The 13,568-nt window shown below is 42.6% G+C and carries 10 protein-coding genes; 7 read left to right on the forward strand and 3 right to left on the reverse strand.

Annotated elements, in window-relative coordinates; genetic code table 11:
* Positions 1-3: 3 nt before the first annotated feature.
* Together IEV36_RS10900 and IEV36_RS10905 are read right to left on the reverse strand one after the other, a co-directional pair.
* A complete protein-coding gene (locus tag IEV36_RS10900) occupies positions 4-1,605 on the reverse strand; it encodes a carboxyl transferase domain-containing protein (RefSeq protein WP_005258276.1) in 1,602 nt (533 codons plus the stop codon).
* A gap of 24 nt (positions 1,606-1,629) precedes the next feature.
* Positions 1,630-2,802: an isovaleryl-CoA dehydrogenase gene (locus IEV36_RS10905; RefSeq protein WP_004772902.1), complete on the reverse strand. Its 1,173-nt coding sequence runs from the start codon at positions 2,800-2,802 to the stop codon at positions 1,630-1,632.
* A 148-nt stretch (positions 2,803-2,950) separates the two neighbouring features.
* Between IEV36_RS10905 and IEV36_RS10910 the strand changes: the two genes are divergently transcribed.
* From IEV36_RS10910 to IEV36_RS10925, 4 genes are all read left to right on the forward strand, one after another.
* Positions 2,951-3,568: a TetR/AcrR family transcriptional regulator gene (locus tag IEV36_RS10910; RefSeq protein WP_004772899.1), complete on the forward strand. Its 618-nt coding sequence runs from the start codon at positions 2,951-2,953 to the stop codon at positions 3,566-3,568.
* Between the two features lie 110 nt (positions 3,569-3,678).
* Complete coding sequence (locus tag IEV36_RS10915) at positions 3,679-5,373, forward strand: AMP-binding protein (RefSeq protein WP_005258274.1); 1,695 nt, start codon at positions 3,679-3,681, stop codon at positions 5,371-5,373.
* A 71-nt stretch (positions 5,374-5,444) separates the two neighbouring features.
* Entirely contained in the window at positions 5,445-6,119 is a 675-nt protein-coding gene (locus tag IEV36_RS10920) for a class I SAM-dependent methyltransferase (RefSeq protein WP_032863934.1), read from the forward strand.
* A gap of 242 nt (positions 6,120-6,361) precedes the next feature.
* Positions 6,362-7,648, forward strand: coding sequence for a DcaP family trimeric outer membrane transporter (locus tag IEV36_RS10925; RefSeq protein WP_005258272.1), 1,287 nt, complete (start codon positions 6,362-6,364; stop codon positions 7,646-7,648).
* A 91-nt stretch (positions 7,649-7,739) separates the two neighbouring features.
* Here IEV36_RS10925 and IEV36_RS10930 read toward each other — a convergent pair whose 3' ends face one another.
* Positions 7,740-8,672 carry a LysR family transcriptional regulator gene (locus IEV36_RS10930; RefSeq protein WP_005258271.1) on the reverse strand — a complete coding sequence of 311 codons (933 nt, stop codon included), beginning with the start codon at positions 8,670-8,672 and terminating at the stop codon, positions 7,740-7,742.
* Between the two features lie 96 nt (positions 8,673-8,768).
* Between IEV36_RS10930 and aptA the strand changes: the two genes are divergently transcribed.
* The 3 genes from aptA (at position 8,769) to IEV36_RS10945 (ending at position 13,267) form a co-directional block, all read left to right on the forward strand.
* Entirely contained in the window at positions 8,769-10,151 is a 1,383-nt protein-coding gene (aptA, locus tag IEV36_RS10935) for an omega-aminotransferase AptA (RefSeq protein WP_171067990.1), read from the forward strand.
* Positions 10,152-10,213: 62 nt separating this feature from the next.
* Positions 10,214-11,776: a CoA-acylating methylmalonate-semialdehyde dehydrogenase gene (locus IEV36_RS10940; protein WP_005258269.1), complete on the forward strand. Its 1,563-nt coding sequence runs from the start codon at positions 10,214-10,216 to the stop codon at positions 11,774-11,776.
* Positions 11,777-11,875: 99 nt separating this feature from the next.
* On the forward strand, positions 11,876-13,267 hold the full coding sequence (locus IEV36_RS10945) for an amino acid permease (protein WP_005258267.1): 1,392 nt from the start codon (positions 11,876-11,878) through the stop codon (positions 13,265-13,267).
* Positions 13,268-13,568 lie beyond the last annotated feature (301 nt).

Genomic DNA, 13,568 nt, shown 5'->3' on the forward strand with positions numbered 1-13,568 from the left:
CTCTTACATGCGGAACACGCCAAATTTGGTTGGCTGGATTGGGGCATTCATTGCAGCGGCAAGACTTAAACCGAGTACCTGACGAGTTTGCGCTGGGTCAATTACACCGTCATCCCAAAGGCGGGCAGAAGCATAGTACGGATGGCCTTGGCGCTCGTATTGTTCCCGAATCGGTTGTTTAAATTCGTCTTCTTGTTGAGCTGACCACTCGGTACCTTTTTGCTCAATCTGATCACGTTTTAAAGTTGAGAGTACGCTTGCTGCTTGTTCGCCACCCATCACTGAAATACGAGAGTTTGGCCAAGTCCATAAAAAGCGTGGTGAATAAGCACGTCCACACATCCCGTAGTTACCCGCACCAAACGAACCACCAATAATCAGGGTGAGTTTAGGTACATTTGCAGTTGCAACTGCCATCACCAGTTTGGCGCCGTTTTTTGCAATCCCTTCATTTTCATACTGGCGACCAACCATAAAGCCCGTAATGTTTTGTAGGAATAACAATGGAATATTGCGCTGAGTACAAAGCTCAATAAAGTGTGCACCTTTTTGTGCAGACTCTGAAAATAAAATCCCGTTATTGGCAATAATGCCGACTGGCATCCCATAGAGTGAAGCAAAACCGGTAATGAGTGTCGAACCAAAGCGTGCTTTAAACTCATCAAAGCGTGAACCATCGACAATACGTGCAATTACTTCACGAACATCAAAAGGTTTACGTGCATCACTTGGCACCACGCCATAGAGTTCCGATGCATCAAACAATGGTTCATCAACTTGTTTATTTAAGTCGTTTGGCTTTTTATTAAGGTTAGCGACAATGTTTCGAGCAATGGCAATTGCATGTTCATCATTTTCAGCTAAATGGTCGGCTACACCTGAAAGACGTGTATGCACATCACCACCGCCTAAATCTTCACTGCTCACGACTTCGCCTGTTGCCGCTTTTACTAGAGGAGGGCCACCTAAGAAAATCGTCCCTTGATTACGGACAATAATGGTTTCATCCGACATGGCTGGTACATAAGCACCACCTGCGGTACAGCTCCCCATCACTACCGCAATTTGGGCAATACCTAGGCTCGACATGCGTGCCTGATTATAGAAAATACGTCCGAAGTGATCACGATCAGGGAAGACTTCATCCTGCATCGGTAAGAACGCCCCCCCAGAATCCACGAGATAGATACAAGGCAAGTGATTCTGTTCAGCAATTTCCTGTGCGCGTAAATGCTTTTTCACCGTGAGGGGATAATAGGTGCCACCTTTTACTGTGGCATCATTGGCAACGATCATGCAGGTTATACCATTTACCTGACCAATCCCTGCAATCACACCTGCCGCTGGAATATCATCTTCATACACCTGATAGGCCGCCAATTGACCAATTTCTAAAAAAGCAGTACCGACATCAATCAATTGATCAATGCGATCGCGTGGCAGTAGTTTACCTCTCGCCAGATGCTTTTGACGGGCATTTTCGCCACCGCCTAATGCCACTTTTTGAGCCACCTGTTTTAGATCTGTGACCAAGGTTTGCATGGCGTGCTGGTTGGTTTTGAAGTCCTCACTGCGAACATTCATCTTGCTTTGTAATTGGTTCATACACTGCGTCCTTATTTATGATTATTATTTGGTTTCATTGAACAGTTCGCGGCCAATCAGCATGCGGCGAATTTCAGACGTTCCTGCACCAATTTCATAAAGTTTGGCATCACGCCATAAACGGCCCGCAGCGTATTCATTGATATAACCATTGCCGCCTAAAGTCTGAATGGTTTCACCCGCCATCCACGTGGCTTTTTCAGCGGCATATAAAATGGCACTGGCTGCATCTTTACGTAGACTACGGTCGTGATCAGCTTTGTCACAGGCAGCACCCACGGCATAGACGAGGGCTTTACATGCCAACCAGGTTGAATACATATCGGCAAGTTTGCCTTGCATAAGCTGGAATTCACCCAAAGCTTGACCGAATTGCTCACGCTCATGTAGGTAAGGAATAACTACATCCAGACAAGCATCCATAATCCCGAGTGGGCCAGCGCTGAGCACCGCACGCTCATAATCCAGACCACTCATCAGCACTTTGGCGCCGTTACCGACACCGCCCAAGACGTTTTCGGCAGGCACTTCGACATTGTCAAAAAATAGCGGATAAGTATTGGAACCACGCATACCGAGTTTGTCTAAATGGCTGCCATGACTAAAGCCTTTCATATCTTTTTCAATCAGGAAGGCGGTCATACCTTTGGCACCCGCTTGCGGATCAGTTTTGGCATAAACCACCAGTACATCCGCATCACCGCCATTGGTGATCCACATTTTCGAACCATTGAGAACAAAATGATCACCTTTTTGTTCTGCACGCAGTTTCATGCTAACCACATCCGATCCTGCATTCGGTTCCGACATCGCCAAAGCACCGACAAAGTCACCTGAAATCAGTTTTGGTAAATACTTCTGTTTCTGTTGTTCGCTACCGTTGCGGTTAATCTGGTTGATACACAAGTTAGAATGCGCGCCATAAGAAAGCCCGATAGATGCCGATGCACGTGAAATTTCCTGTAGCACAATGATATGTGCCAGATAGCCTAAATTGGTGCCGCCGTATTCTTCAGAAACGGTAAGACCGAGCAGGCCCATATCACCAAATTTTTTCCAGAGATGCGCTGGGAATAAATTGTCCTGATCAACTTGTTGAGCAATTGGTGCAATCTCCTTTGCACAAAATGCAGCAACTGAATCTTGTAGTGCAATTAACGTTTCATCCAGACCAAAATTCAAGCTACGTAGGTTCATTGTGTTGTCATCCCATTGGTTATATTTGTTGTTCCAAAAAGCGTTGTTGTATGTGCTTAAGAAGTACCATACAATGATTTTTTGAAAAAGTGAATAGTGATTCATAAAATGATTTACAATTCATTTTATTTGGTAGAGAATAAAATTCATGAGCTATAAACGATCATCTTTGATGCAGGAGAGGATGGAACAAAATCGTAAAGCGATTTTGAGTTCAGCCAGAAAATTAATCTCGGAGGGAGGGTTTAAAGACGCACAAATACAAACCATTGCAGAGCAAGCAGGCGTTTCAAGTGGTCTGGTCTATCGCTATTTTGATAATAAAAGTCAGGTACTGATTGAGGTTTTGTCCGAGGCCATTAATACCGAACTATTGGTGATTGATTCAATTACTGAAAGTAATTTATCGGCAAAACAGAAATTACATAAAGCAGTAACCACCTTTGTAAAACGGGCGCTGAATAGTCCTCAGCTTGCATATTCACTCATGTTTGAACCTGTTGATTCAACAGTTGAACATGAGCGTTTTCGTGTGAAACAGTTGATTAAACAAAGTATTAAGAAAATCCTTGCAGATGGAAATGCGAGTGGTGAGTTTGTTCTGGATGATCTCAATACCGCAGCATTGTGTGTGGTGGGTGCCATGACTTATGTGGTGGTTGAACCCTTAGATCCAGCGCAAAATACCAAGTTTGATCAGCAGCATAAAAACTATTTTTCCAAACAGATTGCTGACTTTTGTGTGGATGCAGTGCAGAAGAAATAAGGCAAACACAATCATTAAAATTGCACAACAGGATGTTGGAAAAGTAGTCGTACTCACAATAATTAAATGACTGAAGAACAGAATTACAAAGAATCAAGGAGAGTGATTCAATGCAACAACAACGGTTAAGCTATGCCTCTGGAACAAGTTCGCAGCCCCTGTTGGGGATGACGATTGGAGAAAAATTTGATCAGGCCTGTGTGCAATATGCTGAGCAGGAGGCAATTGTCAGTGCGCATCAGAATAGTCGATTGACCTATAAGGCATTGCAGGATGAGGTGAATGCCTTTGCATGTAGTTTGTTGAAACTAGGATTAAAAAAAGGGGATCGCTTAGCGATCTGGTCTCCGAACTGTGTGGAATGGACTGTGACCCAGTTTGCAGCCTCAAAAACAGGTATTATTCTGGTCAATCTGAACACGGCTTATAAAAGTCATGAACTGGAATATGTGCTGAACAAGGTTGCCTGTAAAGGGTTGGTGATTGCAGCACAATTCAAGACCACAGATTATCAGGAACTACTAAGCAAGATTGCACCTGAACTGGCTTCGAGTACGGATAAGCTACTCAATTCAGCGCGTTTACCGCATTTAAAATATGTCATTAAAATTGATGAGCAGCAGCATACTGGTATTCACCGTTTTAGCGATCTGGTCGGACAACCGACACAACAGCAATTAGATCAGCTGCATGCTTTAGCCAAGCATTTGCAGTTTGATGAAACCATTAATATTCAATTTACTTCTGGCACCACAGGTAATCCGAAAGGAACCATGCTGACCCATCATAATATTCTCAATAATGGTTATTTTGTTGGTGAAGGCATTGGTTTAACGTCAAAAGATCGGGTCTGTATTTCTGTGCCATTATTTCATTGCTTCGGCATGGTGATGGGCAATCTGGCCTGTATCACACATGGTGCAACAATGGTTTATCCAGCCGCCGTCTTTAATCCGCTTGAGTCTTTAAAAACCATACATCAGGAAAAATGTACTGCGTCTTATGGTGTTCCGACCATGTTTATTGCCATGTTAGAGCATGAGCAATTTGCCGAGTTCGATTTATCCAGCTTACGCACAGGCATCATGGCAGGTAGTCCATGTCCTCGTGAAATCATGCAGCGTGTCATAGACCGTATGCACATGTCTGAAATCACCATCTGTTATGGCATGACTGAAACTTCGCCCGTCAGTGTGCAAAGTTATATTCACGATTCGATTGATAAACGTGTGAGTACCGTTGGGCATGTCCATCCGCATTTGGAAGTCAAAATTGTTGATCTAGAGGGTGATATCGTTCCGCAAGGTGTACTGGGTGAACTCTGTGTGCGTGGCTATTCGGTGATGGCTGGTTATTGGGATGAGCCTGAAAAAACCAAAGAGGTCATCGATGCAGCAGGCTGGATGCATACCGGCGATATTGCGGAAATGGATCAAGATGGTTTTATCAAAATCAAAGGCCGCATTAAAGATGTGGTGATTCGCGGTGGAGAAAATCTCTTTCCAAAAGAAATTGAAGACTTTTTATATACCCATCCAGATATCTGTGATGTTCAGGTGATTGGTCTACCAGACAGCCGTTATGGTGAGGAACTCTGTGCCTGTATTATTTTGCATGAACATCATCAATGCGATGAAGATGCGATACGTCACTTCTGTAAAGAACATATTTCACATAATAAAGTGCCACGCTATGTCAAATTCTTCGCTGAGTTCCCAATGACCGCTTCAGGCAAAGCGCAAAAGTTTAAATTGCAGGAAATCATGCGTGCGGAGTTAAACCTGACAGCCGAAGTCTTTGATTAAAATTGGGATGATTGGATCACTCAGGATTTTCTCAATTGCTGAGAGTCACGCGATTAAAAACAGGGGATGAAATGGCCAAAGATTTTAACAGCCAGAAAGTGGTGGAGCGCTATGACGATCATATCCGTCAATTGATTCCAGCTTATGAATTGATGCATCAGCAAGTCGATGCCATTTTACAGGCAAATTTGAGCAATGATGTGCATATTTTGATTGTTGGCTGTGGTACAGGCTATGAACTTGAGTATTTATTGCAAAGGCATCCTGACTGGACTTTCACGGCTGTTGATCCTTCTTTGACAATGCTGCAAAAGGCACAAGCACAGATTCAGGTGATGGGGCAGCAAGCACGCGTTACCTTTGTACATGGAGAGACAAATTGTTTATCCGAGCTGCCAGTGTTTGACGCTGCACTTTGTATTCTCGTGGCTCATTTTATTCCGCATGCGTCCAAGCCTACTTTCTTTTCTGAGATTGCAAAACGCTTAAAAAACCATGGAATTTTAATGACCTATGATTTGATGCGTTGTGAAGATTCTCTGCAAATGAAAGCCTTGCCGTTGTTATGTCAGGCTGCCGGCCTGAGTGAAGCACAAAGCCAAGCGATGATGGATCGTTTAGGTCAGGACTTTTTCACGGTCTGTTTACAGGATTATCAGCAACTGCTCGATCATGCAGGTTTTGGCAATGTCCATGTTTTTAGCCAGACCTTGACTTATCAGGGCTTGATTACACAGAAAAATTAAGCTGATCAGTTGCTATTGTCGTGTTGAGGCAATTTGGCTTTTGCTTGGTTTTGTCATTTTAAAATAATAGGAAGACCTAAAAAAGCACTAAAACAGAGGAGGTAAAACGAAATAAATCAAATGGTTTTGATTTTTAAAATAAAAAATGTGCTGTGAAATTGCGATTCAGGCAAAGGAAAAAACACAAATAAAGAATGATCTTAAAAGGTATTTGAGATCTGCGAACAAGGAAATTGATTTCAATGGATAAATTTATTTTAACGGTACAAAAAAGCCTATTGGCGGTGTCTGTTGCAATGGTGATATCACCTGTTTATGCAGGAACCGATCAGGCCGAAATTGCGCAACTCCGACAGGAAGTGCAAGAATTAAGAGCGATGTTGCAGCAATATGTGCAGCAGAAAGCGCCCGTGCAACCTATTACTCAAGTGGCTGTAATGGCTTCACCACAAGTAACCGAGACAACAGTGCCTAAGCTGAATTTGAGTAAAGGCGGTGCAGAGGTAAATTTATATGGTTATATCCGTGCTGATGCCTCTTATCAGGCCAAAGGTGCATCGACCATGTATAACAATATCAGTGGTGTGCCGTTGGAACATTCAGCAGAGGAAGCACAACAAAAAGACCGTTTGCACTCAACTGTCAATGTTACGCGTTTTGGACTTAATTTTAAAACGCCGAGTGTCGCGGGTGAAGTAGGCGGTAAACTGGAAATGGATTTCTTCGGCGGTACAACGCGAGATCAATTTCGTATCCGTCATGCTTATATTACCCTTGATCAATGGCTGATTGGTCAAACCTGGTCGACGTTTATTGCGCCTGAATATTATCCAGAAACCGTAGATGCGGGCACTTTTGTTGGTAGTGCCTTGCTACGTTCACCGATGCTGCGTTATAGCGATAACCTCTCGGCAAAAACCAGTTTTGCTGTCGCAATTGAAGATCCAAAATATACTGCAACTTCTGATCCAGACAATGAAATGCGTTTGCCAGCCTTGGTTGGACGTCTGAACCATAAATTTGATAATGGCTCGCTACTGTCAGGCCGAACGTTTATGGCTGAGAAAAAAACTAGTCATGACAATGAATGGGCATGGGGTGTCGGACTGGGTGGAAAATATCAATTGAGTCCGCAAACCTTCTTAAAAGCCGATTATTATCATGTTAAAGGGGATGGACGCTTTCTGCTCTGGGCCAATAATAGCTATGTGATTGATGATAAAAATAATATTCAAAGCAACGAGTTCGATACGATTTCTGCGGGGATCACTCATCAATTTAATTCCCAGCTTCGATCAACTTTAGGTTATGGCTATATGAAGGCCAAGGACGACAACAGTTTTGCTGAAATCCAGAAAACCAATATCACCCAGAATAAAGAATTATGGCAAGGCTGGATTAATGCGATGTATAACCCCTACAAGCCGATTACCTTCGGCGTCGAATATGTTTATGGCGAGCGAGAAACTTTTGATGGCCGTAATGGGATTGATAATCGTGTGAACATGATGGCGAGTTATGATTTTTAATACATCTGAGAAATGATTATTACGGGTTGATACTTCATTGATATTCATGCATCAAGGTAATGATGAATATCAATGGAGGGCATCAGTTGGGTCAGGAAATTGACGGGGCTGCTGGTATAATTTTTTGTTTCAAGATGTCCATAAATGCTTTCAAAATCATATTGTAATTTTTGCCCTTATGCGTCGTCAGGCAGATCGGGGTACTGTAATACATGACTTCTTGCATAATAGGTTGCATAAAGCCATCTTCGACCCATTTCTTGGCATAGTGATCGGGTAAAAAACCGAGAAATTTCCCCGTTAGGATCAGAAAAGCAATGCCTTCACGGTCACTGGCAGTGGCCGAGCAATCCAGAAGTTGATGCAGTTTGGATGCTTCTGCAGTAATCGCATAATTCGGAAGCACGGCTTGCCAATTGTTGAGATCCTTCGATTTGATCTCATTCAAATGGTTAAATAAAGGATGATTTTTGCCACAATACAAATATGATTTCTCTTCATATAAATGAAAATAATCCAGTCCAGACAATGGCGTCACCAAAGGAATCACGCCTGCATGTAAACGGTTGTCCAGTACCCGACATTCGATATCTGAGAGGGTACTCATACTGATATTAATCACCACTTCGGTATTTTCTTCTGCAAGCTGTGCCAGCGTATTGGTGATATACAGACTGGGCATGGTCACCAGATTATTAATAATCCCGATATTAAACTCACCCTTGAGCTGGTTGTGCATCTGATTGATTTTGGCGCGGAAGTCTTCGATAGAAGCAGTCAGTACTTCTATATACTCTAAAATTTCACGTCCTTCATCGGTGAGGGCAAAGCCAGCACGCCCACGCTGACAGAGCCGAATGCCCAAGCGATTTTCCAGATCGCTCATATGCAGACTAATCGCAGAACGACTAATCCCGAGAATGCTTTCAGCGGAACTAAAGCTATGGCAATCGCAAACCGTTTTAAATATTTTGAGAAGTTTTATATCAAAATCAGTCACTTGATTTAATTTTTTCGGTTTCATTTAGTTTTGCTTTTTTATATCTAAACTCAAGACAATTTGAATTTATCAAAACTATTCGGCCCTGTACACTCCAGATATAACCACAAAACAAGAAGAGTGATTATGTTTGATATCGACACAACAAATGACCGTGATGATGCATTGGAAGCGACACAGCCAAGTGCTCAAATGAACCTGAATTATCAAGCACACTGGATGCCATTTTCTGCCAACCGTAACTTTCATAAAGACCCGCGTATCATTGTTGGGGCGAAAGGTGCGTATTTAGTGGATAGCACAGGCCGTGAAGTATATGACTCCTTATCTGGCTTATGGACTTGTGGTGCAGGTCACACGTTGCCTGAAATCCAGCAAGCGGTCAGCCATCAGCTATCAAAACTGGACTATTCTCCAGGCTTCCAGTTTGGACATCCGTTGTCATTCCAACTGGCTGAGAAAATCATTCAGCACATGCCTGAAAAATTACAGCATGTGTTCTTTACTGACTCGGGTTCCGAATCAGCAGATACCGCGATCAAAATGGCACGTGCCTATTGGCGAATTAAGGGTAAACCCAGCAAAACCAAGCTGATTGGTCGTGCGCGAGGTTATCATGGGGTCAATGTGGCTGGAACTAGTCTTGGTGGGATTGGTGGTAATCGTAAAATGTTTGGTCAATTGATGGATGTTGATCATTTACCCCATACCTTGCAACCAGATTTAAGTTTTACCAAAGGCTGTGCAGAAACGGGTGGTGTTGAGCTTGCAGATGAGATGCTTAAGTTGATCGAATTGCATGATGCATCCAATATCGCGGCTGTCATTATTGAACCTGTTTCTGGTTCGGCAGGTTGCATTGTGCCACCAACGGGCTATTTAAAACGTCTTCGGGAAATCTGTGACCAGCACGATATCTTACTGATTTTTGATGAGGTAATTACGGGCTTTGGTCGTATGGGGAAATGGAGCGCAGCCGAGTATTTTGGGGTAGCACCCGATATTTTGAACTTTGCCAAACAGATTACCAATGGTGCAATTCCATTGGGTGGGGTTGTAGCAAGTCATGAAATCTATGATGCCTTTATGCAGCAAGACTTACCTGAACATGCCGTTGAATTTACACATGGCTATACTTACTCAGCACATCCAGTCGCATGTGCAGCAGCTTTAGCCACACTGGATGTATTGGAAAAACAGAACTTATTGGCTCAATCTGCTGCATTGGCGCCTAGTTTTGAAATGCTTCTACACGAATTAAAAGGCGCACCACACATTCTGGATATTCGTAATTGTGGACTGATTGGCGCTGTACAACTGGCACCACGCGATGGCGATGCAACGATCCGCGGTTTTGAACTTGGAATGAAGCTTTGGAAAGCGGGTTTCTTTGTCCGTTTTGGCGGAGATACCTTACAGTTTGGCCCAATGTTCAATAGCACAGAAGCACAATTATCGAGATTGATGAATGCGGTTGGCGATGCACTTTATCAGGTCAAATAAATTCAATTTTTAACTAAAAACCAAATCAATCGGAAGAAATGATCCCATACAAGGAACAAGAGATGAATAACTTAGAACATTTTTCAAGTGAAACGACGCAGAGCAATGATGGTCAATCCGCACAGGCAACACAAGTGGTTGGACATTTTATCAATGGAAAGGTGGTTTCCAAGTCTGCCAAAAGACAGCCTGTTTATAATCCTGCGACGGGTGAAATCAGCAAAGCAGTTGAAATTGCAGATAGTCAGACGGTGAATGAAGTGGTTCGTGTGGCAGAGCAGGCGTTTCCAGCATGGCGTGATACACCTGTAATCAAGCGTGCGCGTGTGATGTTCAAGTTCAAACAGTTACTCGAAGAAAATGCTGACAAAATCTGTGAATTGATTGGGCAAGAGCATGGCAAGATTTCTCATGATGCAAAAGGGGAATTGCAACGTGGGATTGAAAATGTTGAATACGCATGTGGTGCGCCAGAGTTACTCAAAGGTGAATATTCAAAAAATGTCGGCCCAGACATTGACTCGTGGAGTGAATTTCAACCTTTAGGGGTCGTCGCTGGAATTACGCCATTTAACTTTCCTGCGATGGTGGCGTTGTGGATGTTCCCGATGGCCTTGGTGTGTGGTAACTGTTTTGTATTAAAGCCTTCAGAAAAAGCGCCGTCAGTCGTATTATTCTTGGCTGAATTATTGAAACAGGCCGGATTACCAGATGGTGTATTTAACGTAGTGAACGGTGATAAAGAAGCAGTAGATGCTTTATTGCATCATCCAAAAATTCAGGCTATTAGTTTTGTCGGTTCAACGCCAATCGCTGAATATATTTATCGTACCGCAACGTCGACAGGCAAGCGTTGTCAGGCATTGGGCGGTGCAAAAAACCACGCGATTATTATGCCCGATGCAGATATTGATAATGTGGTGACTTCATTATTAGGCGCTGCTTTCGGTTCTTCAGGTGAGCGTTGTATGGCACTTTCGGTTGCTGTCGCAATCGGAGATGAAATCGCAGATATTGTGATCGATAAACTGACTCAAGAAATGCAGAAATTAAAATTTGGGCATTATGCTGATAGCAATAATGATTTTGGGCCCTTAATCACGCAAGTGCATAAAGATAAGGTGCAAGCCTATATTCAAAGTGCAGAACAGCAAGGTGCAAAAATTGTGGTAGATGGTCGCGATGCCAAACCCGCAGGTTATGAAAATGGTTTCTTTGTCGGGCCGACCTTGATTGATCAGGTCACACCGAAGATGACCAGCTATCAACAGGAAATCTTTGGGCCTGTCTTGCAAGTGATGCGAGTGGATACCATGCAGGAAGCCATGCAATTGATCAATGAGCATGAATATGGCAATGGGACCTGTATTTATACCCGTGATGGCGAAGCAGCACGTTATTTTAGTAGCCATATTCAGGTGGGGATGGTCGGTATTAATGTACCTTTACCCGTTCCGGTCGCATATCACAGCTTTGGTGGCTGGAAGCGTTCATTATTTGGTGACTTACATGCCTATGGTCCAGACGGTGTCCGTTTCTATACACGCCGTAAAACCATTACCCAGCGCTGGCCATCTGCACAGGTCCGTGAAGCCAAACAATTTGCAATGCCAACTTTAAACTGATTTTTTGCGTTAAAGGGAAAACCGCTGGTTTTCCCTTTTTATTTGAATAGGAATTTAAACATGTAGTTAACAAACCCAAATTATTTTAAGGAATAAAATATGGATAATGTTAAAACAAAAAAATTAGGCGAAGGACTTTCAAATCGCCACATTACAATGATTAGTATCGGCGGTGTTATTGGTGCAGGTTTATTTGTTGGTTCATCGGCAGCGATTGCCAAGGCAGGCCCAGCGGTCATTCTTGCTTATCTGACCACCAGTATCATGGTGTTTCTGGTGATGCGAATGCTGGGTGAAATGGCAGTATTGGAACCCGATACTGGCTCATTTTCAACTTATGCGCGTAAAGCGATTGGCCCGTGGGCGGGATTTACCATTGGTTGGTTATATTGGTGGTTCTGGGTATTGGCGATTCCTGTTGAGGCTATTGCTGGCGCTCAAATTTTATATTCATGGTTTCCTTATTTTTCAGTTTCTACTTATGCCTTCTGTTTTATTGTTTTTCTCAGTCTAGCCAACTTTTTCAGTACCAAAAGCTTTGGTGAATTCGAGTTCTGGTTCTCTTTAATCAAAGTGGTTGCCATTATTGCATTTATTATTATTGGTGTATTAGCGATTTCCGGTTTCTGGCCTTTAGCACAAAATGTGAGTGGGGTTGCCAATTTATATAACAATGCGGGTTTTATGCCACATGGGGTGGGTGGGATTTTAGCGGCGATCCTGATTACGGCATTTTCATTTTTTGGCGTTGAGATCGTTTCGATTGCTGCTGCAGAATCTTCGAATCCACAACAAAAAATCAGACGTGCCACCAATCTGGTGCTGTACCGCATTATTCTTTTCTTCGTGGTATCCATGTTTATTGCGGTTGCGTTGGTCGACTGGCGTTCACCCGATTTGCAAAAATACGGAACCTTCCAATATGTACTCATGAGCCTGAATGTACCGGGTACTAAACTCATTATTGATGCTGTGGTGTTTATTGCAGTTGCGAGTTGTATGAATGCAGCTATTTATACATCATCCCGTATGTTATTCCGTTTAGGCACTCGACATGAAGCGCCAAGCAAAGTTACCAAGATTAATTATGCAGGTGTGCCAGCTGTGGCTGTATTTTCATCTACATTTATTGGATTAATCTGCTGTATCATCAACTATGCATTTCCTGGGAAGGTCTTTGGACTGTTACTCTCAAGTACTGGTTCAATTGCATTACTGGTTTATCTGGTGATTGCATTCTCACAATTGCGTCTCAGAGCAAAACTGGAAAAAGCTGGAACAGAAGTCCCATTTAAAATGTGGCTATTCCCTTGGCTGACGTGGTTTGTGATCATTATTATCCTGAGTGTACTGGCTTATATGTTCTTTTCACCGCAATATAGTTATGAAACAACATTATCTTTAAGTGTCACGGTCGGTGTTGTGATCTGTGGCCTGATTGTGACGCGTAAGCAGAAAAATAACAGGGCAGTTGTGATGCATTTGGATTGACTTAAATAACAGCAAAAAATAAGGCCTCATCGTTATAGATAGAGGCCTTATTTTTACGTATCTCTCATTGAGTGAGCCAAACGAGAGGAGTAATCGTAAATGATATTTATAGAGATTGAATCTCAGATCTAAAGCTATATTTTTTGAAAAAAACATTTAGTATAAAATAAATTTGCATAAAAAATAATGGGCTAAGAAATATATGTTGAGTCATAAATAATAATTTATTTTAAATTTGTTGTTTATTTCTGCCAAATTAAGGCTTTATTTTTCACTATATTTTTTATTTTTACTGTAATTA

The sequence above is a fragment of the Acinetobacter vivianii genome, from assembly GCF_014635885.1.
Classification (GTDB): domain Bacteria; phylum Pseudomonadota; class Gammaproteobacteria; order Pseudomonadales; family Moraxellaceae; genus Acinetobacter; species Acinetobacter vivianii.

Excerpts from the sequence above, each read along its gene's own strand:
- IEV36_RS10900 (WP_005258276.1), bottom strand. The coding sequence starts at position 1,605 with ATGAACCAATTACAAAGCAAGATGAATGTTCGCAGTGAGGACTTCAAA.
- IEV36_RS10905 (WP_004772902.1), bottom strand. The coding sequence starts at position 2,802 with ATGAACCTACGTAGCTTGAATTTTGGTCTGGATGAAACGTTAATTGCA.
- IEV36_RS10910 (WP_004772899.1), top strand. The coding sequence starts at position 2,951 with ATGAGCTATAAACGATCATCTTTGATGCAGGAGAGGATGGAACAAAAT.
- IEV36_RS10915 (WP_005258274.1), top strand. The coding sequence starts at position 3,679 with ATGCAACAACAACGGTTAAGCTATGCCTCTGGAACAAGTTCGCAGCCC.
- IEV36_RS10920 (WP_032863934.1), top strand. The coding sequence starts at position 5,445 with ATGGCCAAAGATTTTAACAGCCAGAAAGTGGTGGAGCGCTATGACGAT.
- IEV36_RS10925 (WP_005258272.1), top strand. The coding sequence starts at position 6,362 with ATGGATAAATTTATTTTAACGGTACAAAAAAGCCTATTGGCGGTGTCT.
- IEV36_RS10930 (WP_005258271.1), bottom strand. The coding sequence starts at position 8,672 with ATGAAACCGAAAAAATTAAATCAAGTGACTGATTTTGATATAAAACTT.
- IEV36_RS10940 (WP_005258269.1), top strand. The coding sequence starts at position 10,214 with ATGAATAACTTAGAACATTTTTCAAGTGAAACGACGCAGAGCAATGAT.
- IEV36_RS10945 (WP_005258267.1), top strand. The coding sequence starts at position 11,876 with ATGGATAATGTTAAAACAAAAAAATTAGGCGAAGGACTTTCAAATCGC.